This is a genomic window from Pseudoduganella rivuli, assembly GCF_009674485.1.
Classification (GTDB): Bacteria; Pseudomonadota; Gammaproteobacteria; order Burkholderiales; family Burkholderiaceae_D; genus Rugamonas; species Rugamonas rivuli_B.
This window is the reverse complement of the sequence record NZ_WKJJ01000007.1, coordinates 78,480-102,925: the sequence shown is the minus strand read 5'-3', so window position 1 is coordinate 102,925 and position 24,446 is coordinate 78,480. Positions and strand designations below refer to the sequence as shown.

Here is a 24,446-nt window from a genome sequence, read left to right as displayed (position 1 = left end):
GCGATATAAAAACTTCCCCAACTCCCCGAAAATTCCCCATAATCTCCCCAGCACAGGGGAGATTATGGCGTCGATTACAAAACAGAAGACAGGTTGGCGTGTTCAGCTGTCGATCAAAGGACAGCGCGATTCATGTACTTTTTCGACCAAGGCTGAAGCGCAAGCCTGGGCCGCCGAGCGCGAAGCGCAATTGCGCCGCATGGCCGACACGGGCGTCAATACCGACAAAACATGCCAGGACGCCTTCGACCGCTACCTGATTGAAGTTTCCGCGCACAAACGCGGCGAGCGGTGGGAGGAAATCCGGTTACGTGCAATCAGCATGCACAAACTAGGGGATTTGACGTTCGGCGAAATCCGGGTCAGCGATGTCACTGCCGAACTCATCGGCAAGTGGCGCGACATGCGCCTGAAAGACGTGGCCGGCGCCACCGTCAATCGGGAATTAAATCTGCTATCCCATGTCTTCACGACGGCGCGCAGGGAATGGAAGTGGATCGCCGTCAGCCCTACCGCCGACGTACGTCGACCGAAGGGCGCGCCACCACGTGATCGTCGCATCACCGAGGACGAAATTGACCGTATCTGTCTGGCACTGGGATTTGCGGGCGAGGTCGCCACAAAGTCAGACGCCGTGGCCGTGGCATTTCTGTTTGCCATCGAAACAGCCATGCGAGCTGGGGAAATTTGCAATTTGACCTGGGAACACGTCTACGATAACGTCGTCCACCTGCCCCGTACAAAGAATGGGTCCAAACGCGACGTGCCACTATCGGCCCGGGCCGCGGATCTGCTGAAACTCCTCCCAGCCGGCAAGCCGCAGGATGCATGCTTTGGCATAACGGCCGCCAGCTTGGACGCGTTGTTCCGGAAGGCTAAGGCGCGGACCGAGATCGAGAATCTTACGTTCCACGACACGCGCCACGAGGCGATTACCAGACTGGCGAGCAAGCTTAATGTACTCGAGTTGGCGCGAGTAGTCGGGCACAAGGATTTGCGAATGCTGCAGGTTTACTACAACGAGTCGGCGGCGGACATTGCTAAGAAACTATAACTCACCTGCACCGGCCGAAAGCTTTACCAGCCAAACCTGCACGTGCTGGACGGTCCGGCCGTCCATAGTGTTGATCTCGTAGCCGCTGAAAATTGCGCCGCGCTCGTCCCATTTTTCGATCACCGGGTTTATGAGTGGCTTATGAACGTCACCATACTCCCCACCAGGCGTGCGCCACAGCTCAGCGATGCTTTTGAACCGGCGCGCACCGGGGCCGGTTTCGGGTGGGTTGATGATGAAATAGCCGCGCAGCGGCTCCGAGGCGTCCAACTGTTCTTTGGTGACACGCTCACCGTTGTTTCGCAATAGCCGCACCGTCGCCGGCACTGCCTGCGGGCGCTTTCGCACGTTCCCTTGCATAGGCATGGCAGCCGAGCCAGGTCCATTCATAACATCACCATAAATACTGTATATGCATACAGCATAAACTGTGTAGTTAAATTGTAAACTGCCACCACTCAGCGGCAGCCGGCCACCACCGCTTCCAGCTCGCCTTCGTACTTCCGCCCGCGCACCCAGTCCCGCGCCAGCGCCATGACCTTCCGGCCATCGCTGACGGCGGCGTCCAGCTTGTCGAACTCGAACGCCGGCCGCTGCGGCACCACCTTTACACATGGTGTAAAGACGGGAACTTCGACACGCTGGGTGATTGGCGCGGGGCCGGCGCACCCGGCCAGCACGGCCAAACTTGCCAATTTGGTCAAGTTCACGATTTTCATCGGACATCCTCCAGCATCTGGTTCACGAACGGCATCGCGTCCGCGCATGTTGTGACGCGCGCGCCGTCCATACGCCGCAGCGCGTCGTCGAAGCGCTTGCCGGCGGCCGCCGCCTGCTGCATGGCTGCGACGCCGCGCGCCTCAGCGGCCAGCTGCGCATCGCCCAGCTGCTTGATCGCCCTGTTCTGGTCATCGATTCCGGCGCGCAGTTGGCCGGATACGCTCCGCTCAGTCGTCAGGTCGGCCTGCGCCTTGTCGCGCGCGGCGGCCGCCAGCCACCAGCCGGTGCCGCCGATGGCGCCCACCGTCAGCAGCAGGACGGCCAGCACGATGGCCAGCAACCGCCACCATGCCGCAATCATGAAAGCACCTTCAGCGCAGTTTGGTAATAGGCCAGCCGATCTTTCCAGCCGATGGAGTCGCCCAGGGCCGCCGTCTTTTTGCCCCGGTTGACCTTGTCCGACACGCCGTCAAAGTCTCCGACGTTGGCCCAGGCGCTGATACCGTTCGTCTGCCAGAACCATCCAGCAGACCGGCATGCGCCCTCGGGCGTGCGCAGCCAGGCCGCCACCTGATCGCGCGGGATGCCGAAATGCCGCGCGCATGCGGCGTGGCCATTTTCGAACGTGATCTGGATGGCGCCGGCGCCGCGGTTGCGCCAGCCGTCGCCGCTGCCCTCGTCCCGGTTACCTTCCCGGTTCGCGTAAGCCCTGTTGCCGATGCGCTCCGGTTGCCTGGCATAGATGGCGGCTGTCGCAGGTGGAAAGCGGGACGGCCACGTGCGCATCAACGCCTCTGCGGAATAGTTCAGGTTCTCTTCCAGGCACGTCAGCTGCGCGGATTCGTGCGCCACGGTCGCCAGGAATGCGGCCTGATCCAGTGGCGTGTCAATGCCGAATTCCGCCATGGCAGCCGTCAGCACGGGCACGAACGCCGCCGCCGGCGCGCGCGGCATTATGACCGCGAGCTGGCGCGGCGTCACAGCGCACCCCGCACGTCTTTGACTGCATCGGCCGCATCATGCGCGATTTCCGCGATGTCCTTCCCGCGCCGGCGCTCGAGCCAGAGCACGACGCCGCCCAGCAGCCACCACGCCGGCAGCCCGGCCAGCATCATGACCGGCCCGGCAACCACCAGCATGCCCATGGCCGGGTCCAGGCCTTCCATTGCGGCAATGGCCTTGGCGGATACAAAAATGTCGGGCCACCAGCTGTGCAGCGCGGCCATGCAGATCGGGCCCAGGATGATCGAAGTCAGGATCGAGCAGGTGAACCGGATGAATGCCTCGTGGCGGGTTTTCGGCCACATGAAGCAGAACGTCAGCGCGGTCGCAGCCGCGCCGGCAATGACGGGAACGCCGAAAATCTTTACGGCGGCAGCACCAGCGGATGTGGTTTCAAAGGCGGGCATGTCAGCTTTCATGGCATTAAAAACCCGCCGAAGCGGGTTGGAGGGTTGAGAGACGGGAAAGTGTGCTGAATAGCGTGCCGGGGTCGTATCGGCCAGGATCCGGGAAGCCGAGCGCCGCGGCCACTGCCTCGCTGCAGAACCAGCGATCCTTATCGTCGCCGACTGGCGCCACGATAAAATGCAGGTTGCCCCACAGGTCGTAACCGTCGCCCTCGTGGAATTCGAACCAGGCGCGGGCCTTGTGCTCAAGCCACGGAGGCAGGTCGATGAAGTCCCAGTCGCTGGACGTGTAGGCGATCTGCTTAAACCGAACGCCCCCATCAATATACGACGAGCTGGCCGACTGGCCATCGCTGAAGACTAATTCAACGTGCGAATACGCGCTGCGCGTCCACCTGCGCACTGCGCGGTTGTACAGGCCTGATAGGCCCGCGTGGGTGCCACGGTAGAACGCAGCGCGCAGCATCACAGCCCCGCAGCGATGGTATCGGCCTGCGCGACGATGTCGCCATGCGTACCCTGGGCGCCCTCCACATCCTCGGCACCCAGTACTTCGTATTTGCGCATGCGCAGCGCGCCCAACAACTCCAGCGCCGTGCGCAGCGTATCGGCCTGGGCGATGATCAGGTCGGCGGCCGCCTCGTTCGTCATCCCGGCCGCCGTAGCGAACGCGGACACCCAGGTGCCGGGGTCGCCCTCGTATTCCGCGGCGGCGAATGCACGGGCCGCCGCTTCGCGTGCCGTGTACTCGCTTTCGAATCGGGTGAAGCGCCGGTAAATGGCGGCGATGTGTTCATCGATGCCGGCGGCCAGCGCTTGGCGGAGCGCGGGCAGGTCGACCGCTGGCGGCTCGGCCGGCGGCACCAGCTCCAGGCCATCGCGCGCTTCGTTCATGCGATACGCGGTCCAGCTCAACTCAAGCGGCTCCGTCAATTCGAAATACTGCTCGCCGTCCTGCGGCTCTTGGCCAGTGTAGCGACCTGTCAGCGCGCGATTTTCATCGTAAGTCACATAGTCCATCAGCTCACCTTGTAGATTCGAACTTCACTGTAAATTTCCACCTGACCAGATACATTCAAGGCGTAGCCGAGCGCGTTGGTGAGCGCGGCAGTGCAGTATGTCTGGACCTTAAATGTCTTGGTTGCCGAAATCGTGACCCTGCACTTTGCGCATACAGTATCTGAGCCGGCTGCTGACCCAATTGGGCCGTATGCCACTATTGCGGAATCGGTGACGTTGTAGAGATTTGCCCGGAAAACATAGGAGCCTGCGGTCGTCGAATAGAATGGCGTGATTATTTCAAAGTCGTATGTGCCGGGCGGCAGCGTAATCTGGTTCGATGACAATGACGCCGCCGGTATCGTATTGACAACCACCGTGTTCAATGTCCGGTCGTAATACCCAGCACCAGTTGTATTGCCACCATACGTGCCTTGCGCTTTTTCATCGCGCACATACATGAACGGCTGCACCATGTCGTCTGGCCGCATATACGCCAGCGGACCCAGATCGCAATGGCGCACCAGTTGCGCCGGCAATGTGCCTGCACTTGAATTTGACATGTGTGATCCTTTTACAGGGTGCTGAGGGCGACCAACTCGTTATTCACAAGGCGGCGTGGGTAGTATGCGAATTTGCTGATGCGACCATTCACCATGTTTGCGCCCGACGGCTCGCCACCAATACGCAACGTTGTGACAGTTGGGACCGCGCCTGAAGTATCAGTCACCGCGGCCGCGCCGTCTTTCGACGCAGCAAAATCATTCACGCGGTACGCTCCGGCCATATGAGCTTGCACGCCAACAGTTGGGGCGCCGACATTGATGTCGACGTCATTTACGCCGCCGGTAATAGATTGCAGCTTAAGGACGGCTGATGATATCCGCATCATGAAACGATTGTTATCGGTCCCGTCGTCCAAACGCACGAGCGTCGCATTGCCGGATGAGATAAAGCCGACATCGCCAGCGGCATAAATTACCCCTTCCAGCGCGTTGAACTCGAACGCGCTCAGCGCAATAGTCAACGACGGTGCTGCGCGCGTAACTGCCACCGATGTTGTCGCGATAGGTGGTGTCTCGAACGTTCCATTTTCGTTCTGCGTGAAATCCACTGCAATCGCGTCACCGTTGGTCGCCAGCCTGAAGCCGGCCTGCGGATTTGCAAGCGTCTGCGTTGGGATCCTGCATCGCGTCCATGTCGAAGTGTTGATGCTACTTGTGATCGCCGTCCAGGTTGCACCGTTATCCAGCGTCATTTCCACCGCGCCCGCACCGGTTACGCGCTTCACGTACGCAGTGAAGTAACGAGCAGACGATGCCAACGTGACGCTCTGTATCGCGGTCGCGTTGGAACCCGTTGCCGTCAAAAGCGTTGCCGAATTGGTGGCGCCATCGGCTCCGGTTTGCGTGAGCGCAGTTGTCATGCTCGACTTTGTCCAAGACGCATTCGTCAAATCGCGGCAGTACAGCAGGACATTCGTCCGCGCTTCCCACATCGACAGGCCAAGGCATCGGCCCGTCGTCGGGTCGTGATCAAACGCAGGCACACCGGCCGCCGCTTCGCGCAAGATGCCGGCGGCATCCGTGTACATCAGGGGGCTGGTCATCGTGTACACAAACCGCGAGTCCAGCCGCTTCGCGTTCGCAAAGTCGGCCAGCAACGATGGCTTGATCGATGGACCCAGCAGCGACAGGTCGACCAGGTTGAAGATCGAGCCGGGCAGTCCGGCCACCGTCAGCGTCCAGTCGGTGAACGTACCACTGCCCGCCACGTTGGCCGCGACCACGATCAAGGCCAGCGCGCCGGTACCGCTGTTGTAGCTGTCGATGTAGCCGGACATGCTCTTGGACCGGTCTGACGTGCGCACGCAGTTGATCCACATGCCTGGCGCCCAGTTCTTGCCAGTCTGCGTGGTCAGGGATTGCGTGCCCGCGCCCAGGGTCAGCGACGTGGTGCTGGTGCCGTTTGTTGTGGCTGATGCAACAGAGCTGGCGGCGCTGGCGGCGGCGCTGGCGGCGCTGCTCGCCGCAGCAGATTGGCTTGCGGCTGACGCCGTTGCATCGCTGCTCACTTGGGTGGCCGTTGCGTTCATCTGCCCGATCATGGTGTTCAGCTCCGGCACCATGTTCTTCTGCGCCAGGACAGACGCCGCAGCCTTGTCGCTAAAATCATCAGCGGAATCCGTTGCAGGATCGGGATTTGGCGGCAATTCGGTGATAACCTGGGTAATCGTCATGTGAGAGCCCTAAATTCGATTGGTGCGGCTTTGCCGGTATTTGAAACTGGAACATTCCATTGGCCCAAGAAGCCATACGCCAACCCCATGCCGTACGCTGATGTGCCAACCAGAACGATTTCGACGTCGGTGAATTCGGTGAGCAGGCGGTACGCTTCGTCTTCGTAACCTTCCGGGATCCGCACCTCGAAGTTCAGCTTCTTGGCGTTAGGGCGTTTGTTCATGGTGATGACGCCCTGCTCTTCCTTGCTGGTGGAATAGCTCAAGATGCCGCCGTTGAAGTCCCACAGGGTTTGGCCAATGAAGCGACCTTTGCCGATGAACAAGCAGCCAATGCCGACCTGGTCGTTGTGGTTGTCCAAGGTCACCGTCAGCACGCCGGTCTTATATGGCGGAATGTCGAAGACGACCTCCTTAACCTGACGCAGGCGCTCGTAATACCAGTCGTACCAGTTCTTGACCGGATGGGTGAGCAAGCGCTTCGTCTTGCTGTAGCCGCTGATCGACTGCGTAACGGTCACGCTGGCGGCCGTGACGTTCAGCAGGGTCAGCAAGTTGATCAACTGCCCTGGCGTGATCGTCATGGTGATCTGTTTGGGCGCAACGGTCTGCGTCTGGACGGTGCGATCAAACGCCAGCCAGCGGTTGGTGTAGCCCACCTCCAACCATTTCGTGGTGTCGGTGACTGGGTTGCCGGTATTACTGCCGACAGTCGACTTGTACAGCAGGTGCGAATTGGCGCCAATCACGGTGACGATATCGCCCAGTGCATACGTCGCGCCACCGCTATACGTTCCGTACACCGTCCCCAGGAATTTCCACCAGGTGGGGGAGCTGGCCGGCGCATGATTCGTGTTTGAGCCTTGCAACGATTCGTACACGTCCTGGCTATTACTCGCGCCGGCCACGCCGCGCTGGTCACCCAGCGCGTACGTACTGCCGCTGTTCCACGCTGTCACCGTGGTTTCAGGGACTGAACTGCTGGTCAGGATCGCATCGGCCATCGTCACCGGCGGATAAATTCGGAAATCGCTTTCACTTCCCATTAAGCCCCCACAACTTGAAGAACATCGTCCCCGTTTTTGACGCGCATGGCATCCGCGCCATCAGTCACCCTTTCCAGGGTGTCGGCGACGCGCTTGATGTCGCGCGCCATGTCGCTGGTATCGCCGCCTTTCTCGCGGCGCAATGCAGCGACCTCTTCACGCAGGGCGCGCATTTCAGCGGCAAGTACGCTGTCGCCACCGCTCGCCCGATACGGTCCGTTCGACGCAGCCGGCACCACAGCCTCGCCCGGATGGACAAATGCCAGTCCACCCTGCGTGATCAGGTTGGTGCCTTGATCGAACTTCGGAATCGTCAAACCGTACTGGCCAACAGCGCCCATCGCGGTTTCCTGCAAGCTGGCCGCCGTCGTCGCCTGAATCCAGTGCAGCTCTTGCAGCGACCTGGCGTTCTGACCAGCCAGGTCCGCCAGCGTCTTCGACAGCCCGGGCAGCGCATTGAGCGCAGCCTGGTCGCCCGACCTGGCCTGCGCCGTGGCGATGGCGAACGCCGACTGGGCGCCAGCCAGCGTCATGGCGCCGCCGCCATCCATCAAGCCCTTCAGGCGCTTCACCTCATCGAAGATCGAATCGGTGGCCGACTGCCGAACCTGCATCAGCGCCTGTTCCGCGCGCTGCGCCTCTTCAGCTGCGCGCGCTCGGGCTTCTGCCATGGCCTGCGCCACACGGGCCGCTTCGGCCTCCGCCGCCATCTTGTCCTGCAAATCGAAAACCGCCTGCTTTGCGGCCCGGTTCAGCGGGTCGAGTGCATCCAGTTCAAGTTGCCGCAGGCCTGCAGTGTTGCCTTGCAGTTGCAGCATTTCACGCTCGATGCCGGCACGCTCCTGCGCTACGGCCCGGGCACGCGCCGCAGCGTCCTCGATTGCTTTGGCTGCAATCGCCGCAGCGCTGGCCATGTCCTGCTGGGCGTTGATTTGCCTCAGCAGTGCCTGCTCCAGCGGATCTGCCGCCGCCAGCTCACGCTCACGCGCGGCAGCCAACTGCTCTGCCGCCGTATGCGTCAGGTTGTACAACTGGATTTCGAGGTTGGCGCGCTGCGTTGCAGACGCTTCAACGGCAGCCTGGCGGGATTTCTCGACCTCGACAACGTTCTGCCCGTAGTTCATCGACATGAAGTCGGCGATCTGCTTGGCCTGCACCTCGCGTGCCGCAACTTCTTGCTCCAGCACCGATTGCCGGTCGATCAAAGCCTTCGTGCTGGCGTCGATGGCGACTGCCTCCTGCTCGCGCACCGTAACGGCGTACCCCAGGGCCTTTTCCAGCTCTGTGATGCGGTCCATGTACGGCTTATTGACCTCGGCCAGGCGCTGCGCCGCTTCCGCAGCAGCCTCCGCTTGAGCCTTGTTCGCCGCGGCGGTGTAGTCCGCCACCTGCTTGAACGCCGGCGCGATTTTCATCAACTCCTCATACGTGGCGGCGCCTGCCTCGGTCGCCAACTTGCCCGACGTCGTCAGTCCCATCACCGCTGCGGAGAATTCATCGATCGTGTCGACGCTGACCAGCCCGAGTTCCGCCATCTTGGCCGTCACCTGGTCCTGCACCGGCGCCATGCGCTGGGCCTCCGTAAGGAAGTTTTGCGCAAAGAACGAAGTCTGCGACGCGAACGCGTCCAGCCCACCGGACAGCGTCAGCAACCGCTCGCGCGCCGCCAGACTTGCCACACCCACGGCGCCGAATGCAGCCTCGCTGCTCGCACCCATGGCCTTCAGCACCGCGTCGACGGCCGTGTACTGCACCGCCAGGCGCTGCAGCGTCGCGCTGACGGCCTCGCCTTCCTTCGTGAACTGGTTGATGCTCGGGACCAGCTCGCCGGCAATGGTGTTGGCCACGCCGGCGAAGAAGTCGGTGATCGCCTTTTCGTTGGCGGCCTGGTCCTTCGTCAGCGCGATGCTCAGCGACTGCGATCGGCCGGTGATGTAATCCGCGTCCACGCCGAGCGCTTTGGCGTAATCCCGGCTGGCGGCCGTGATCTTGGCGTATGTGTCGCTCAGGCCGGTCGCCATGGCCGCATCGACATCGCGCGGAGTGGTGCCGGATTTGTCCGACCGGAACCAACCGCCCTTCTGCGTCCAGGCGTCCATGTACTTGCCGTCGAATCCAGCCGTTCCCAGGTTGCCGGTCAGTGTGGTGCCGGTAACCTCCTTGGCACCCATGCCGAAAGCGCGGTTGACAAGGCCGCCGATTGCGCCACCCAGCGCGGAGCCCAGCGGGCCCCAGAGCGCACCTAACGCGGTACCGAGCATCACGGCGCCGTTGCCAGAACTACCTGCAACCGAATAGCCGTTGGAAATCAACTTGCCAGCGCCCAGGCCGGCGCCGATCCCGCCTGCCCAAACGCCGGCATTCCCGATAGCGAGCGCATTGGAGCTGAGCATGTTCCCCAAGCCGCCACCCATCCATTCGCCCAGCGCGGCCACGTTGCTGGTGATGGTTGCGCCAAACTGGTTCAGGCCTTCGGTGAACATCCCGGCCATGCCGCTGAGCCCGTTGGAAATGGCCGTGTACCCAGTCTTGACAGCACTCAACAAGTCAAGCGCGCCGCCAGCGGCAGATTCGCCTCCGGCCAGCGATGCCGCGCCACCCGCCGAGAACTGCCCCTGCAGGTTCACAATCCACGGCTTCAGCGTCATCGAGTACAGCCAGTCGAAGAACACGTTTTTCAGCGTGTCCCGCAGGCGCTGCGCCAGCCCTTTGCCACCATCCAGAATGCTGACGAACGTGTCGTGCGCGGTCCGCTCGATCGACTCCCACAACTTGCGCTGTTCCTCGATCTGCGGCTTCGCCACCTGGTTCGCGTACCAGATCGTGTATTGCTCTTGCAACCGCCGCTGGGCCTCGGTACCCTCCCCCGCTATCCGGATACGCTCTTGCCACATCTCGGCATCGATCGCCAGCAACGCCGCAGCGCGATCCTTTTCGTCCAAGATCGACTCCGCGGCGAACCGCTTGTTCTCGGTGGAAAGCTGGGCAGCATAGTTCAAGGCCTTCGCTTCCGCCAGCGCCGCCTGCGTCATTTCGACGCGCATGTCCTTCTCGCGCCGCATCTGTTCCACGGCCGATTGCGACATCTTGCCGTTTTTCTCTTCGATAGCGGCAATGTCTTTCAGCAGCTCCGCCTCTGCCTTGATCGCAACCATGGCGATCTCACGCGCATCGGCGGACTTCCCGTACATCTCGTATTCAACTTCCAGACCAGCAAGTTCAGCCGAGCGGGCCTGCATGCTTTGCGTGATCCACTTCTGCACTTCTTTTTCGGACTGTTTCGCCTTCAAAAGCTGCTCGGTCGCCGCCAGTTCGGCCAACGCGGCGCGCGCGGCATCCTGGTGCTCTTTGATAAGAACCAGCTTTCCGCTGGCCAGTTCCTGATCCAGTTTGATCGTCGCTTTCTGGCTCTCTGTGGCGTTTTCGCCCACTGCCAACTCCAGGCGATTTTCAGCCGTCTTCGCACGGATCGCCGTGATCAGGGAAATGTAAGCCTCTTCCTCCTTCCTTTTCGCCGCAGCACTGGCTGCATCCTGGTTCGCATCGAACTCCAGAACCTTTTTTGCTTCCTTGGCCGCACCGCCAGCCTTTTGGATTTCCTCAATACGGTCGCGAATACGCGAGCCCAACGATTGAGCGCTGAAGGTCTCCAGCATCTTGTCGCCCAGCTCGCTGAACGATTGGCTGGCCGCATTGCGGAAGTCCTCCGCAATTTCCTTGTTGCGGGTGAACAGCTCCTGCACCTTGTCGGACGCCGCGCCAAACCGGCCAGCCAAAACGTCATCCTTCACGGCGCCGGCGGTTTGCACGGTCTGCGTGATTTGTGCCGCCACAGCGCCAATAGCCTGCCCGACCGTTTGCAGAACGGTCCACACCAGCTGCCCGACGGATTTGACGATGCGCCACACCCCTTCGAAGGCATCGCTGACGTACGTCACAGCAGTGACGGTGCCACGGGCCCACGCGGTGATCGTCCCATCTTCGGCCAGCTTCGAGATTTCGGCCTTGAGACCGCCAGGCTTGCCGAACAGGTCCACGAATGCCTGGCTGACCTCATACAGCGCCGGTAACAGCCCCATCGCCACATCTTTTTTCCAGCCCTCGCCCGCTTTTTTGAGCTTGGTCAGGTTGTCGCTGAAGTCGTCCGCCATTGCCGCCTGGGCGGCCTTGCTGGCCTTCTGCTGCTCGGTCATTTTTGCAGTGACCGTGTCGGACATGTCAGCCAAGTCCTTCAGGAAGGGCAGCATTTTCGCGCCCTCCTTGCCGTAGAACGTCATCGCAATGGCGGATTTGCCGGCCCCGTCCTGGAACTTATCCATGGCCTTTGCCACTTCGACCATCTGCTCGTCCGGCGACAGGGCCTTGAATTGCTTGAAATTGATGCCAAGGGCGGCGATGGCCGCGCCAATACCCTTACCATCTTCGTCTGCCGATGCCATGCCCTTGGCCATCTTATTCATGGCACCAGTGATGTCCTGGATGGTGGTGTCGGTCGTCGCCGCCGCCGACCGCAGGGCCATCAGCCCCGCTACCGACGCCCCCGTCTGGATAGACAAGTCATGCAGCCCGGCTGTGGCCTCAATTGACCCCTTGACCATACCGACGAACGCGCCAACGCTGGCAACGCCAATGAAGCCAATAAACGCTTTCTTGGCGATACCGACGATGCGTTCGATGTCCGCCATGGCATTGGTGACGGCACTGCGCGCAGCGGTCATGTCTGCCTGCAACCGGGCAATGTCTGCCCGCAGGCGAATTTCCATATCACCGATGATCATCGTTGCGCTTTCAATATGTGGCGGGTGTTGCTTTACAGGGACGCGAGCGCACGAATGGCGTTGCGGGCGGTGTTGGTGGCGATGACCTTGACTTGCTCCCCTTCAGCCCAGGGCGACGGGTAGCGTGGATCGGTCGCGCGGTGGGATTCGTTCAAATACTCGACCGACAGCCTGCGGATGGCATTGGCCTCCCACTCGCTCAACTCCACGCCAGTGTTCCGCTGGTAGTAATGCAACTCGGCATGGGTTACCGCACCATCTCCAGTTGTCGGCCCCACCTGCCAAAGGTGGTCAACCACATGCTCCAGGCCGTCAATTCGCGGCATGTCCGGTAAAAAAGCCTGCCCACGCTCCTCCTGCAAGCGCTTCAACCGCGACTTCTGGGCTGGTTTGGCCGCAGGACGACGCGCATCAGCCGATTCATCCTGCGGGCTGTCCGGCACCGCCGCTAACCATGCGCTGTACCGGACGAACAGGATCAGGTCGTCGAGGGCTGCGCGGTAAAATTTGCCGTGTCGCCGATGAATTTATCGATTTGCGCCGGGATAAAGCACAGTTCCAGGTCGTTGTAGACCGCCATGTGCAGATCGTCACCGGACAGGTTCTCGTATTCCACGTTCTCCAGCTGGGCGGTGCAGCGGGCCAGGAACTTCGCGTTTTCCTTGACCTGCTCGTCGGAGCTCAAGTCCGCCTTGCCTTTGCGCTTCATGCGGTCCATCGTGCGGTTACTTTGCTCAGCCCGGGCCACTGCGTATTGCTTGGTGCCAGGACCGTACAGGTGCGCGCGCATCGGACGATTCAGGTCCGGCTGGCCGTCTGGGCCGTCGGCGTACATCAGGTCGTCATTGCCATCGCGCAGATGCAGGATGGAAAGGGCTTTCAGGGCAAATTTTTTCAGGTTGTTCGACATGGGTGATTACCTTTCGCGAGGGAATAAATGCCCGCGCCGGCTGCCGCGCCCGCGAAAGGCGACAGCAACCGGCCCGTGCTGGGGATGGCTTGCGCCAGAAAGAATCCGGCCGTGGCCGGGAGTGGAATTACGGTGCGGCGACGATGACGGGCTTTTTGCAGATGCCCAGGTTGGCGGTGCGCTTCATCGTATCGCCCTCCTTACCCGACGACATTTGCCAGCCAGCCACAATGACGTCGAGGTAATGGACCTCGCCGTCCGAATAGGTGATCTTCATCGAGTAGTGGTTGGGCGACAACTCGGCGGCGGCCAGGATGATTTGCCCTGCATCGGCGGGGATGTCGGCCACAACGAGGTCGCCGTCACCGTAGTCCGGCGCACCTTTGGTTTTTTCAACGGCGCCCTTGATCGGGCTGAATTTGTTGATGTTGCGCTTCGAGCCATATGCCATAAACGACTCGACACTGCCGATGGTGGTGTACGTCATTGCAGTCGCGCCATAACCGGCGGCATCGTAGGTCGCCGGCAGGGAAGCCGAGATGGCATAGATGGCATCGGTAAAACTGGCGGAGGCGGTATGTGCAGCCATGGAATTCCTTTCAGTTGGGTGGAATGAAAAAAGCCACCCAAAGGTGGCGTGAAAAATCGCGTTTGTTACCGGTTATTCGTTGTAGGCGACAATGAAATCCTGCGACCTGGCGAAAATGCCGATCTCGTCGTCATCGAGGTCGGCGCCTTCCTGATCGCGCAAAATACTCTCGACAGCCACGCCGGCCACGGTGCCAGGTCGGCGTGGCACCGCGGCGCGCACCAGTCGCAGTATTTGTTCCTTCTGGGGATAGCTCCTTGCGGTCACCATTACCTGCACCCGGGCGTGGCAATACTTGCTCTGGCCGGAAACCTGCTTACGCCAATCCGCCGAAATGTGCGTGATGCTGACGGCCGGCAGCGCCATTTTCTGCGGCACCGTGCCGGCAACGATCCGGGCCGCCGGCACCACCGCAGTGAGCGCAACATCCCCCGCCAGCAGATGTTGCATGGCCTTGATGTCCGACATCAGTCCGCTCCGACATCCGCCGCCGAGCGGGCATCATCCGGGATGCGGAACCGCTCCACCACGACGCCGGCGGTCGTCATTTCAACGATCAGTGCCGCCAGGCCGGCGACCGTACCCGGGGCCTGAAGATTTGCCTCGTAGAATTCAGGGTCGATACCAACGAGCAGCACCTTTGCCGCGCCAGCCTGCGCAGCAATGCGGATCGCAGCCAGCAGATTGCTGCGAATGTGTATCGTGTGGGCAGGGCCGATCACCACTTCCTCGTACCGGATCGGCAAGAAGCATGCGTCGATGTCCGGCGACTCAAATCCGATGATGCGAACGCCTTGGTAACCATCAGCCTCTAGGCGCCAGTTGGCATCGATGGACACCATCATGTCGACCCACGGCGCCTTAATTACCGCCTGGTTGCACGCAATGGCGTGGATCGGGCGCGGCAGGTATTCCAGCTCAGCATCCAGGCACGGAGCATTGCCCAGAACGGCCACGGTTTCGCCAGCCCATACGGGCTCAATCGTCAGTGCGGTTGTCATGTTTTCCTTGATTATTCAGTTTCCGGGGCGGCGGTATTGATCCCAGCCGCCGTCAGGCGGTCCCGGATCTTTGCTGCGACGGCCTCGATAACCGCGCTGCCTTTGGCGTCCAGCGCGGGGCGCATAAACGGCTGCGGACGGGCACCGGGGTGCTCAACTCCTCGCACCACCACGCCGGCCAATGCCAGCGCGCGGGCATTTTTGGGACCGATGTGGTGCGGAGCGGTGCCATACTCCACGAACCGCCAGTACCACGCCTTGGGCCCGCCAGCCTTCACGCTTGCCGTAACGACCCCGGCCTTACTTCCCGTGGTAACGCGAACGCTTTTCCGCAGGGCGCCAAGCTGCACCGGAACGTTGGCCTTGGCCTCATCCTTCAGCACATTGGCGCCTGCGCGCAATGCTGCGCGCATGATGTTCTTCTCAACTTTGGCCGGCAGCGACTGCAAGAATGCATCGAGTTCGCGGCCGCCTGTTATCGCCAGGTCATCGCTCATGTCGAATACCCCTCCAGCATAAATTCGTTATGCATCCTGTCGTCCATCAGCGCTGGCCCGGCGACAATCTGCATGACAATGTCGCCACGGCCATGCAGCTTCACCCGCATATCCGGCGATACGGCAATGTCGCTCTGGATCCGCAAGCGGGTCTGCTTCGTGGCGACGCGCACGCGGTTGCTGGTCTGCTCGGCCCGGCTCGGCAGCACGTCCTGCACATTCGCCCACACATTGCCAGCGACCGTTTCCCAGGCATCGAGTTGCGTGTTGTAGTCTGGATCGGTGGCGCCGGTGCGGCGTTCGATCGTGACCAGTTCATCTTTTTTAAAAGGCGTGGCCATCAGTACACCTTGTATCGGTCAAGCAGCCGCACCAGGTGCGGCGATTCCGGCGTACCGGGCGGGGCGTATTTCTCAGCAACACGCGCCAAGATGTAGGACTTAATGCCCGATGGCGTGGTTGTATCGTCCGGTCCGTACCCACATTCCACTTCAACCCTGACAGCATTGATCCTGTCCATCGTTTCGGGCCAGCGCCGGTCCGGCGCCGGGACCAGGTAACACGGCTCACTTTCGGCATCAAGTTCATAATCGGCCGGATCGAGTGTTTGCTCCACGCCATCCGTGTCGATGTATTTCACGGACAGGACCGAGGCAACGGGCGGCGCCGGCAGCCGGATCGCCTCGGGGAAGCTATCCAACGTCACGCGATAGGTCTGTGTGACGACGGCGCGACCGGTCTGCTGTTCTACTTCGTCAGTGATACCGCGCACGCACTGCGTGATTTCGCCGTCGAGGGCAGAGCCACTCAGGCGCGCCGCAGTGCGAGCATCGTCCAGCGACACGGCCAGTCCGGCCGGTGGCGTGATCAGTCGTGCAGTCATCGGGAATTCCGTTGTATGGCCGCCGGCCGCGCTTGCGCGCCGCCGTTTGGCCGGGTCTGTTGTTCGTTGCGGCGCGGCTGGTAACCGCTGCCGGTTGGCGCGCGAGCGAAAACCACGTCGCCGGCCAGGATTGCGGTGACCATGTCGAAAGCCGCAGCACTTTCCAGTGCCGACGCCGCAAAGGCCGCGAGACAGGCCACATAATCTGTCGCGGCGGCTGCCTCTGCGCAGACGGCGTTCAGCACGGCCTGCACTACGACCTCATCGGCGGCGCTTACCGTCTCCGCAATCGCCGCCGCAAATACAGGTGTCGCCGCCACGCTTTCCGAGGCACCCGCCGATTCCGACAAGCTGGCAGGTATAACCATGCCTCCCCAGTCGCAGGCATCGGCGGCCGATCCCGCTTCCGCGATGGCCCCGGCCGTTACATAGGCTCCTCCAGTGCTCTCCGCCAGGCTGGCGGACTCAACGACCGCCACCGCCGCAGCCATGGCCGCGTTTTGGCTCTCCGCAGGGCTGGAGGATTCAGCGACCGCCACCGACGCCGCCACGGCCACGTCCTGGCTGTCCGCCGCGCCGCTGGCCTCACCGACCGAAGCGCTGGTCACGCTGGATCCAGACGCGCTGTCAGCAGCAACCGTAGCCTCGACGGCCTCCGCGGCGATGCTGGCTATCGCAGACGGAGCGTCACTGACCGTCGCCGCCTCCGCAATGGATCCGGCGAATGCCGCCGCAGCGGTGAGGGAATCCACCCCAGAACCGGCTTCCGCCAATGCTGCCGACCGGATTACGACAGCATTGCAATCGTCGACACCAGACGCCGATTCAGCGACTGACCCGGATAGCGTACTGCTGCCCGCCGGCGCATACAGCAATTCTTCCTCATCGTCCTCATCAAGGAAGACCTGCCACGGATTCGTAGCAATTGCCGCATGTTCTGCAGCTGTGAGCACCCTACTCCACGCCAACACCAAAGACACCGAACTAGCCGACGATTGGCTGGTGGGATCGAAGCCACCCAGCATGTACGTGCGCCGGTTTGCATGGGCGGTTGGCATGGTGCTGCTGGCAATCGTGCTAGACAGCAGGCCGTATGCGTACGTGTGCCGGTTGGTACCATCCGAGTCGATGGCCAACCGGTGCGTGCCAGTTTCACTGTTCGCACCAAGGGCGGTGCTGGCAGATGCGTAACTCGAATTGCTGTTGTTTACCCGGCCAGTGAACCCATTTAGCACCTGAGCGCTGTCGTCCATCGCCAGGCCCAAGCCCACGCCCGAACCAGACTCCCAGCTCTTGAACACGTCCTGCGTCGACGCGTTCACCTCAAGCGATGCCTCGGCAAAAATCGTGAATGGCCCGGCTATCTTGTCGATGCCGATCTGCGCATTGAACTTCGGCGCCGCGCCACTGCCCGTGCCGATAAAGGAAACGGAGGACGAATTGGGGTAATTGCGCGAATTCCGGACGCGCTGCGTACCGGTGTTGCGCGCAGTCTGGCCCGATATAACTTCAAAGTAAACGCCGCTGATACAGACGATGGCTGACACCAGACCCAGCGTCAGCGGATTGCCCGTATCGATGCTGACCGGGCCGGATTGTGGCTGCGCGTACAGCATTGGTTACAGGGAAGTCAGTTCTTGCGCATACACTTCGACGGTGATGCCATTCGTCGCGCCGTTGGTGATCGTCACGTTTGCGTACATGGTCGATGGGCCAAAACGGCACGATGGCTCGTTCACGCTGTTGTTGGTCGTATCGCCGGAAGCTACAAATTTCTTGCGTTTCGTGCCTGTCGATTCGCCCGAATAAAACGTCACCGTCGGCGCCGTCGTCGGAGCGCTGCTGCCGTTGGTGATTTTCACGAAGACCTCGGCGCCCAAGGCCGACGTCAAATTCAGCTCCGTTGCATTGACCGACGCGCCGGCAGCCAGCGATTGCGACGATAGCAGGGTGCGGGCAGTCTTGGTGATTGCCATCTACTTCTCCGTTCCGTCGTCGTTGAACAGCGCCGCCGCCAGCTCCTGGGCCGTCAGTGGATCCGGCTCCCGGCCAAGCGCGATCAACGCGTCGGCGCCGGCCTGCGTGATGACATTGGCTGCCGCAAGCTGCCGCAGGACGTCTGCAACCAAGGGCGATCCGATCAGTAGCCGTCCTTGATCCAGCAGCGGTTTGACGTGGCGGAAAGTCGTATCGGTGTGCAGCACATCCAGCAGCGCATTGCCGGCTACGAGACCCAGCGTTTCAAGGATAGTGCCGTTGCCGACCTCCCGGTTGTTCGGTCTGGTGCGGTCGGCGGACATAATCGCTGCCAGCGCCTGGCAGTCCTTTGCCGCCAACGCCTCGGCGCACGCCGGGTTGGCATGCACCTGGTCGCGCAGGGACGTCATTGCGCGGGCTCCGCGCCGGGCGCCGGTGCCGGCATGATTTCATGCTCGGCAAAGAAGCGGCTGTGCGGTTCGCCATCGGCGCCGGTGTACGCAACCTCAAACTGGACGTCGTCGTCGACAATGCAGGTACCAACCACGGTGCCTTCGATCACCTGCACAACCTGGCGCACGGCGTCGCCTTTCTTGAATGCGAGTGGCATAACTGATCCTTACAAAGTGGCGGTGTACGAAACGTTCAAGGTGTCACCGTTGGCAACCGCCTTGTCGCCGCCGCTGAACAGTCCGGCGCTGAACAGCGTGCCGGACGTGCCGTCCTTGGTTGCATTGGTTGCCAGGAACGCGCCTTTCACGGTGCCGGTGCCGGTGATCGAGAATGACAGCGCGGACGACAGTGCCTTCGAGCCGGAGGAAGCCGCCGACCACGCCGCCGTCGGGCGCGCCGACTGCGAATAGGTGGGCGCATTGGCACTGCCAGCTTCCAGCCAGCCGGCGTGCGACGACATCGTGTCGCCGGCCGCCACGGCGGAATAGCTGGTCGAGCTGATCAGGCCCAGGTAAAACGCCGCCGTATAGGCGCTGCCCGCCAGGCCGTTGTCCAGCAGGTAATTTTTGCCTGCCGTCGTCACCAGGTTTGCAAAGGTGTCGCGCCATTTCAGGTTGCCATCGGCGTCGTAGCACTCGGCCACGTAGACGCCGGTGGCAAGCGCCTGCTCGGCGACACCATCGCTGCGGGCAATGGCTGCCCCTGCCGACGCCTGCGCGTCCGCTTGTTCTTTTTGCATGAAATCCTCAGTGGGAGGTGGCGGCGCCTGGCGCCGCCTAATGGATAATTACGCTGGGAACGGCGATACAGCCGGGCTGCCCAGCACAGCAACTGCCACCTTCTGCGGCACAGCAAAAGGTCGCTGGCCGCGACCGTCAGCCCGCATGAGTGGCCCGCGTTTTGCGCCGACCTCCTTCTCCTGCTTGCGGCGTCACAGGATCATCGTCCGGGGCCTCCGTTGCCAGGCCAGCAGCGACAAATGCGGCAGCCAGGTCGCACTCCCCGGCGTTCCCGCCCAGGTCGTACGTTTCCCCGGCAAGGTATGTGGTGACACGAATACCATCGACCGATCCAGGCGTGGTACTGATCATCTTGATTTTCATGACTACTCCAGGACGATATGGAACGTGCCCGCTTTGGCGTTGCCACCGTTGGCGATCACGATCTTGATGCGGTCGTTGGCGATGCCGATTTGGTCGTTGACCGCGGCGCCGCCAGCGGCATACAAGGCGGCAGCACCGGCGGTGCTGTGCGTCGCCTGGCGCGGCGCGCGGGTTGCGCTGGCGTTGACGCCCGTTTCGTTCCAGATCGTCTCGCCGGTGGCCTCCGCCGTTATGGTGAAGGTGGCGCCGTCGGCAAAGTCGGTCTTGACGTAGCGGATCTGGGAGACTTTCCCCGTCACCGCCTCCGAGTACACCGTGGCCGAACCGTCCGCCGCCGTGACCACCGGCACGCTCAGGCGCCGAATGAAGCTCACGACGCGGCCCCGATGTTTTTCAGGAAGTTGACGATCAGGTCGTTGTTTGCACACAGGGCCGAAATCTGCGCCGTGGACAAACCCTGCACCTGGGCGGTGCTGAGACTGGCGGCGCCAACGGTAGTCAGGGCGGAAATCTGCGCCGTACCGGCCAGCAATTGGCCACCGGCCTCGACGGTCAGTTTCCCGCCGCTGGCCACCACCAATTCGGCGCCGCCCTGCTTCATGTACACCTTCGAGTTTTCCCCGGTCATGATGATTCCTTTGCAATGCAATGCGGCAGCCGTGGCTGCCGCTGAGGTGAAGTGAAAATCAGGCGACGTCCGGATCGCTGATCGTGGTGGAAGCGATCACGGTTGAGCCCTGGGTGACGGGCGCGCTACGCGGGTTGTACTGGATGGCCAGGATGCCGTCGAACGGCGCATTGGCCGTCACGTGGAAAATCTGGCATTCCAGGTAGCGCTGGTTCGGCTTGACGACGTCCAGCACGAGCAACTTGTCGTCGTAATCGCTGGCGCCCGCCGTACCGCCCGCGGAGCCGGTCAGCAGCGCCATGGCGCCGGAACTGTTGGTGTCGGCGCCAGCCACGCGCAGCGACACCGCCGACGTGGTGAGGACATCGCCCAGCATCGCCACGAACATGACCGATTCGTAGCCTTGCATGTCGATGATGTCGCACTTGGTCGGGGTGGCGGATGCAGCGCCGGCGCCATCGGTCTTGACGCGCGTGATTTTGCAATTTTGCAGCAGAGTGTGCATATCTTTCTCCGGTAATCTTGTGTGGCAATACCCGGGGCCCCGCCCCGGAGCGGCTCGTTATACCGAGATTTTCAGCTTGCGGATGGCCTCGGCCTGCCGCACGCCGCCGCCGGTGCGTTTGCGGCCACGGAAGATCACCAGGCCATCGTCGGCACCCGTCGTGTAATCGACCTGGAAGGAGATCGCGACGCGGTCGACGATCACGTAGCCGCGGCGGAAGTCGCCAAAGGCGACCGGATAGGCGTTCGCACCGATGTTCGGCATATCCGGCATTTCGACGTACGGCGCGCCCAGGATGGTGTTCGGCACGTTGTTGGCGATACCCGGCAGCCACAGGTACTGGCCGGCGCCGTCCTTCAGCTTGCGGATCGCGCTGATGGTCAGGCGATTCAGGACAAAGACGCCATTGCGGGCGTAACCGGTCTTGATGCCGTAGAACAGGTCGATCAGGCCGTCCGCCGTGATGGCGGCAGCGGCGCCGCTGACCGAGTAACCCACGTCCGCGTTGGTCAGGATGCCCTCGGCCTGGTTGGCCGCGCCGGCGCCGCTGATGTGTTCCTGACCTTCGCGCACAGCGAACTGCTCGCCGGCGTCTTCGCGCAGTTCCGCCATCAGGTCGTATTCGGAGTCTTCCAGCATTTGCTGGGAAACTTCCACCCGCGCGAACATTTCCGGCGCGGTGGCTTCGAACATGCCATAGGCCGGATCGCCGGTGTTGGTGCGGCGCTGGGTTTCACCAACACGGCTGGCGGCGCCCGACCCCGTCTTCTTCGGCTGCTTCAGGCTGGCCGAGCCGATGGTGCGCACGGTCGCCAGGGTGCGCATCGGCGACAGCTCGATGATGTTCTTGACGATTTCCAGCTGCATTTCCGACGGCGCCAGCAGGTACCCGGCACCGGCATCATTGCTGGTCACCAGCGCGGCCTGGCGCTGCAGCAGTGCCATGTCTTGGGCATCCCGTGCGTCCGCCGGCTTGCGCATGACCCGGTCGAACGCCGCATAAATTTCTTTGGCTTCCTTGCCGTTGGCAGCGACGCCACCCATGTCGGCGCGGTTCAAGATTGCCTCGACGCGGTCCAACTGCTCCTGCATGGCCTTCTGTTTTTCGCCGGCCAGCGTGAGTTGCTGATTGGCGCTTTCAAATTTGTTCAGGTGCGTGTCGATGTTGGCCAGTTTGGCTTCCAGGTTGTCATCGCGCTTCTTCTGGTTTGCGTCGTTCGCCTTCTTGTATTCTTCGAAGGCGCCCATGACGCTTTCAATTGCGTGGTCATCCGGCATGGTCTTACTCCTTAATTTGGCTGGTAAATTGCTTGATGCGTTGAGCGAGCCGGGTTGCGGCCTCTTCCTGCACTGCGCCCTTGTTCTGGCCGCCAACGTCGCGGAGGGGCCCTTTTTCGGGTTTTGGCGAATCCTCGCGATTCAGCCGGTGGCTTGCCTTGGCGGCAATTCGTTTGGCCTGCGCGCAGGACAATCCTTCTGCCTCGCGCAGGAATTCCTCGAAACTGCGTACGTCCGGCACATCGATGCCGGCCAGCAGATTTCCAGGCGTCTTCTTGAACTGGTTGAACAGGCCGGAATTGGCCGCCTTTTTCTTCTTGGCCGGTACCATTTCGTCGGCGAAGCCGGCGTCGACCGCTTCTTGTCCGAGAAACCACGTTTCGGCCTCGACCCATTGCTGCAGCTCATCCCGGTCAGCCTCGGTGCGGGCGGCGTAGATATCGACCAGGCCGGCTTCCAGCTTGTCGAGGATGTCCGCTTCCTTGCGCATGCTGTTGGCGTCGCCCATCGCAAACGACCAGGGCTTATGGATCATCAGGTGGGCGCCCTCGCTGATCTGGATGGTGTCGCCAGCCATCGCGATCACGCTGGCGATCGACGCGGCAATGCCGTCAATGTGCACGATCACTTCGGCTGGGTGCCGTACCAGGGCGTAGTAAATAGCGATGCCCTCGAATACCAGGCCACCACCGCTGTTGATGCGCACGTGCAGCGTATCCACGTCCAGTTCGGCAATTTCCTGCGTGATGGATGCCGCCGTGATGCCTTCGTCATACCAGCCGTAACCGATGTCGCCGTAGATCAGCAGTTCAGCTTCGCGCGCGGCCGTGGCTGCGGCAATCCGCACGCGGCCCGGTTTGAGGGCGGCGCGGGCAACGTGGCGCGCATGTGCCGCCTCTTCGCCCCCATCTTCAGTAAGCTGCGACAGTACGCTGTCGAGACTGTCCCGCGCCTCGCGCAATCGCTTTTCATTGGCGGCGGACAGCACTCGGCCTGCGGCCACTGGTCGCATATTTGGTTTTGGCATAGGATTCCTTGCAGTTTTACTACTTTTGCACATCCACCGTGGCGGTGGCTCCGACGATATTTGCAGGCACACGCAGACGATCGCTGGCCGGATCCGGATCAGGGTTTCGATCGAGCAAAGCGCGGCCTTCGTTCGTGGACAACAGGCCACCATTGACGTAGCCAAGGATGACATCCTTGGTCTGCGTGGCGGAGCCCCGCAATAACCCCTCTTCGACAAAGTCCCAGTAATAGCCGGCTTCGATTTCGGCATCCGTGAGCAAATTGATTGCTGCCGACTGCTCGAACGCCTCCCACCGCGGCGCAAGGCAGTCCTCGCGGTGCGCACGATTGAATTCCTCGGCGCTCGCGAATGTTGCGGTCTTGTCGGCGAATCCGGTTTTAATCGGCGCCACGCCAAAGAAGGAGCAGATTTGTTCGACCTGCATCCGGCGCGTTTCGTGCGACTGCGCATCGACACTGGTCATCGAGGTGTTGAGGAACTTGGCTGCGCGATCAAGGATCATCGGCTTGCCCGTATTTTTCAGCCCGCCGAACTGTTGGCTCACCCATGCGCTCAGGGCTTCGTGCTGCGTCTTGTCCAGTGTCCCCTCTACGGAATACACGCCGGAATTGCGTATCCCGTTCTTATGCAGCTGCGCGACCGACTCCTCCGTCGCCATGGCCAGGCCGATTGCTTCCCTGGCGATGCCAATCACCTCCAGCCCCTGGAATCCGTCCACGCTTGGCCCCCGCAGGTGCCAGACTTGATCCTGCGTGAACGTCCGCATGGTGCCGTCCAATCCGATCACGTCATATAGCGGCCGCATGTATTCGTCACGCCGGGCCACAACCTGGCCCGGCGCGAACGGGATCAACTCCAACATTTTTCCGGTCACGCTCCGGTTCTTGAACACATAGGCGTTGCCACATAGCTCAACGTGCCATGCCAGCATTTGCCGGAATTCAAAACTGGTCTGCCAGCTGTTCGGCCGCAACGCCATCAGCTTGTAAAGAGGGTGATCCTTCGCCGCAATGCGGCTTCTCCCGTCCGCACTTTCCCGCCTTAACTTGAGCGGCACCTGGGCCATGCCATTCCCGATGACGCGGCAGCAGGCGAAGACCGTCGCGACCTGGATGGCTGTTCGCATGGTGACGGCCTTGCCCGTGATGGAAGGCAGCCACGTCGCCAGATCCTTCCAAAATGGTTCGTCGAACGCTTGATTGCGGCGGGCTCGGCTCCGCACGAAGAACGACATTATTCGTCCACCTTCTGGCCAGCCCGGGCTGCCATATATCCAAACCCAACGGCGAGCGCGCCGCCGACGATAAACCCGGCGCCCGGTTTGATCAACCATGTGCCATAGGAGAT

32 protein-coding genes are annotated in these 24,446 nt (G+C 61.8%); 1 reads left to right on the top strand and 31 read right to left on the bottom strand.

Going from position 1 to position 24,446, the window contains the following annotated elements; translation table 11 throughout:
• The first annotated feature begins 64 nt into the window (after window positions 1–64).
• A complete protein-coding gene (locus GJ700_RS12785) occupies window positions 65–1,054 on the top strand; it encodes a tyrosine-type recombinase/integrase (protein ID WP_154374306.1) in 990 nt (329 codons plus the stop codon).
• On the opposite strand, the gene GJ700_RS12780 is transcribed toward GJ700_RS12785, so the two are convergent.
• From GJ700_RS12780 to GJ700_RS12630, 31 genes are all read right to left on the bottom strand, one after another.
• Window positions 1,049–1,402 carry a hypothetical protein gene (locus GJ700_RS12780; RefSeq protein ID WP_195763880.1) on the bottom strand — a complete coding sequence of 118 codons (354 nt, stop codon included), beginning with the start codon at window positions 1,400–1,402 and terminating at the stop codon, window positions 1,049–1,051. The genes GJ700_RS12785 and GJ700_RS12780 overlap by 6 nt on opposite strands.
• Window positions 1,403–1,512: 110 nt before the next feature.
• Window positions 1,513–1,773 (bottom strand): hypothetical protein, encoded by a 261-nt coding sequence (locus tag GJ700_RS12775; protein WP_154374302.1) that lies wholly within the window; start codon window positions 1,771–1,773, stop codon window positions 1,513–1,515.
• Window positions 1,770–2,135: a hypothetical protein gene (locus GJ700_RS12770; RefSeq protein WP_154374300.1), complete on the bottom strand. Its 366-nt coding sequence runs from the start codon at window positions 2,133–2,135 to the stop codon at window positions 1,770–1,772. Before GJ700_RS12770 ends, GJ700_RS12775 begins: the two co-directional genes overlap by 4 nt.
• Entirely contained in the window at window positions 2,132–2,755 is a 624-nt protein-coding gene (locus GJ700_RS12765) for a glycoside hydrolase family 19 protein (protein WP_154374298.1), read from the bottom strand. Before GJ700_RS12765 ends, GJ700_RS12770 begins: the two co-directional genes overlap by 4 nt.
• The gene (locus GJ700_RS12760) at window positions 2,752–3,183 is read right to left on the bottom strand and encodes a hypothetical protein (protein WP_154374296.1); all 432 of its coding nucleotides are present in this window, start codon (window positions 3,181–3,183) and stop codon (window positions 2,752–2,754) included. The genes GJ700_RS12765 and GJ700_RS12760 overlap by 4 nt, the downstream gene beginning before the upstream one ends.
• Window positions 3,184–3,199: 16 nt before the next feature.
• Entirely contained in the window at window positions 3,200–3,649 is a 450-nt protein-coding gene (locus GJ700_RS12755; RefSeq protein ID WP_154374294.1) for a hypothetical protein, read from the bottom strand.
• Complete coding sequence (locus GJ700_RS12750) at window positions 3,649–4,203, bottom strand: hypothetical protein (protein WP_154374292.1); 555 nt, start codon at window positions 4,201–4,203, stop codon at window positions 3,649–3,651. Before GJ700_RS12750 ends, GJ700_RS12755 begins: the two co-directional genes overlap by 1 nt.
• A complete protein-coding gene (locus tag GJ700_RS12745; protein ID WP_154374290.1) occupies window positions 4,203–4,745 on the bottom strand; it encodes a hypothetical protein in 543 nt (180 codons plus the stop codon). Before GJ700_RS12745 ends, GJ700_RS12750 begins: the two co-directional genes overlap by 1 nt.
• A gap of 11 nt (window positions 4,746–4,756) precedes the next feature.
• Window positions 4,757–6,421, bottom strand: coding sequence for a phage head spike fiber domain-containing protein (locus GJ700_RS12740; RefSeq protein WP_154374288.1), 1,665 nt, complete (start codon window positions 6,419–6,421; stop codon window positions 4,757–4,759).
• Entirely contained in the window at window positions 6,418–7,467 is a 1,050-nt protein-coding gene (locus GJ700_RS12735; protein ID WP_154374286.1) for a hypothetical protein, read from the bottom strand. Before GJ700_RS12735 ends, GJ700_RS12740 begins: the two co-directional genes overlap by 4 nt.
• Window positions 7,467–12,245, bottom strand: a complete 4,779-nt coding sequence (locus GJ700_RS12730) for a hypothetical protein (RefSeq protein WP_154374284.1) — start codon at window positions 12,243–12,245, stop codon at window positions 7,467–7,469. Before GJ700_RS12730 ends, GJ700_RS12735 begins: the two co-directional genes overlap by 1 nt.
• Window positions 12,246–12,277: 32 nt before the next feature.
• The gene (locus GJ700_RS12725) at window positions 12,278–12,616 is read right to left on the bottom strand and encodes a hypothetical protein (RefSeq protein WP_154374282.1); all 339 of its coding nucleotides are present in this window, start codon (window positions 12,614–12,616) and stop codon (window positions 12,278–12,280) included.
• 107 nt (window positions 12,617–12,723) lie between these two features.
• Window positions 12,724–13,155: a hypothetical protein gene (locus GJ700_RS12720; protein WP_154374280.1), complete on the bottom strand. Its 432-nt coding sequence runs from the start codon at window positions 13,153–13,155 to the stop codon at window positions 12,724–12,726.
• 127 nt (window positions 13,156–13,282) lie between these two features.
• The gene (locus GJ700_RS12715; RefSeq protein ID WP_154374278.1) at window positions 13,283–13,744 is read right to left on the bottom strand and encodes a hypothetical protein; all 462 of its coding nucleotides are present in this window, start codon (window positions 13,742–13,744) and stop codon (window positions 13,283–13,285) included.
• Between the two features lie 72 nt (window positions 13,745–13,816).
• Entirely contained in the window at window positions 13,817–14,212 is a 396-nt protein-coding gene (gene gp17, locus GJ700_RS12710; protein ID WP_154374276.1) for a tail completion protein gp17, read from the bottom strand.
• On the bottom strand, window positions 14,212–14,745 hold the full coding sequence (locus GJ700_RS12705; protein WP_154374273.1) for a hypothetical protein: 534 nt from the start codon (window positions 14,743–14,745) through the stop codon (window positions 14,212–14,214). The genes gp17 and GJ700_RS12705 overlap by 1 nt, the downstream gene beginning before the upstream one ends.
• Window positions 14,746–14,756: 11 nt before the next feature.
• Complete coding sequence (locus tag GJ700_RS12700) at window positions 14,757–15,242, bottom strand: HK97-gp10 family putative phage morphogenesis protein (RefSeq protein ID WP_154374271.1); 486 nt, start codon at window positions 15,240–15,242, stop codon at window positions 14,757–14,759.
• The gene (locus tag GJ700_RS12695; RefSeq protein WP_154374269.1) at window positions 15,239–15,583 is read right to left on the bottom strand and encodes a phage head completion protein; all 345 of its coding nucleotides are present in this window, start codon (window positions 15,581–15,583) and stop codon (window positions 15,239–15,241) included. The genes GJ700_RS12700 and GJ700_RS12695 overlap by 4 nt, the downstream gene beginning before the upstream one ends.
• Window positions 15,583–16,125: a head-tail connector protein gene (locus GJ700_RS12690; RefSeq protein WP_154374267.1), complete on the bottom strand. Its 543-nt coding sequence runs from the start codon at window positions 16,123–16,125 to the stop codon at window positions 15,583–15,585. The genes GJ700_RS12695 and GJ700_RS12690 overlap by 1 nt, the downstream gene beginning before the upstream one ends.
• Window positions 16,122–17,741 carry a hypothetical protein gene (locus tag GJ700_RS12685; protein WP_154374265.1) on the bottom strand — a complete coding sequence of 540 codons (1,620 nt, stop codon included), beginning with the start codon at window positions 17,739–17,741 and terminating at the stop codon, window positions 16,122–16,124. The genes GJ700_RS12690 and GJ700_RS12685 overlap by 4 nt, the downstream gene beginning before the upstream one ends.
• A 3-nt stretch (window positions 17,742–17,744) precedes the next feature.
• Window positions 17,745–18,101 carry a hypothetical protein gene (locus tag GJ700_RS12680; RefSeq protein ID WP_154374262.1) on the bottom strand — a complete coding sequence of 119 codons (357 nt, stop codon included), beginning with the start codon at window positions 18,099–18,101 and terminating at the stop codon, window positions 17,745–17,747.
• The gene (locus GJ700_RS12675) at window positions 18,102–18,512 is read right to left on the bottom strand and encodes a hypothetical protein (protein WP_154374260.1); all 411 of its coding nucleotides are present in this window, start codon (window positions 18,510–18,512) and stop codon (window positions 18,102–18,104) included. It lies immediately after the preceding gene.
• Window positions 18,509–18,712 (bottom strand): hypothetical protein, encoded by a 204-nt coding sequence (locus tag GJ700_RS12670; protein ID WP_154374258.1) that lies wholly within the window; start codon window positions 18,710–18,712, stop codon window positions 18,509–18,511. The genes GJ700_RS12675 and GJ700_RS12670 overlap by 4 nt, the downstream gene beginning before the upstream one ends.
• A 9-nt stretch (window positions 18,713–18,721) precedes the next feature.
• The gene (locus tag GJ700_RS12665; protein ID WP_154374256.1) at window positions 18,722–19,294 is read right to left on the bottom strand and encodes a hypothetical protein; all 573 of its coding nucleotides are present in this window, start codon (window positions 19,292–19,294) and stop codon (window positions 18,722–18,724) included.
• Between the two features lie 136 nt (window positions 19,295–19,430).
• Window positions 19,431–19,658 carry a hypothetical protein gene (locus GJ700_RS12660; protein WP_154374254.1) on the bottom strand — a complete coding sequence of 76 codons (228 nt, stop codon included), beginning with the start codon at window positions 19,656–19,658 and terminating at the stop codon, window positions 19,431–19,433.
• 2 nt (window positions 19,659–19,660) lie between these two features.
• Window positions 19,661–20,032 (bottom strand): hypothetical protein, encoded by a 372-nt coding sequence (locus GJ700_RS12655; protein ID WP_229506963.1) that lies wholly within the window; start codon window positions 20,030–20,032, stop codon window positions 19,661–19,663.
• On the bottom strand, window positions 20,029–20,286 hold the full coding sequence (locus GJ700_RS12650) for a hypothetical protein (protein ID WP_154374252.1): 258 nt from the start codon (window positions 20,284–20,286) through the stop codon (window positions 20,029–20,031). Before GJ700_RS12650 ends, GJ700_RS12655 begins: the two co-directional genes overlap by 4 nt.
• A gap of 58 nt (window positions 20,287–20,344) precedes the next feature.
• On the bottom strand, window positions 20,345–20,791 hold the full coding sequence (locus GJ700_RS12645; RefSeq protein WP_154374250.1) for a hypothetical protein: 447 nt from the start codon (window positions 20,789–20,791) through the stop codon (window positions 20,345–20,347).
• 57 nt (window positions 20,792–20,848) lie between these two features.
• Window positions 20,849–22,069, bottom strand: a complete 1,221-nt coding sequence (locus GJ700_RS12640) for a phage major capsid protein (protein ID WP_154374248.1) — start codon at window positions 22,067–22,069, stop codon at window positions 20,849–20,851.
• Window positions 22,070–22,073: 4 nt separating this feature from the next.
• Window positions 22,074–23,096 (bottom strand): head maturation protease, ClpP-related, encoded by a 1,023-nt coding sequence (locus tag GJ700_RS12635; RefSeq protein WP_229506962.1) that lies wholly within the window; start codon window positions 23,094–23,096, stop codon window positions 22,074–22,076.
• A gap of 19 nt (window positions 23,097–23,115) precedes the next feature.
• The gene (locus tag GJ700_RS12630) at window positions 23,116–24,333 is read right to left on the bottom strand and encodes a phage portal protein (RefSeq protein ID WP_195763879.1); all 1,218 of its coding nucleotides are present in this window, start codon (window positions 24,331–24,333) and stop codon (window positions 23,116–23,118) included.
• Window positions 24,334–24,446 lie beyond the last annotated feature (113 nt).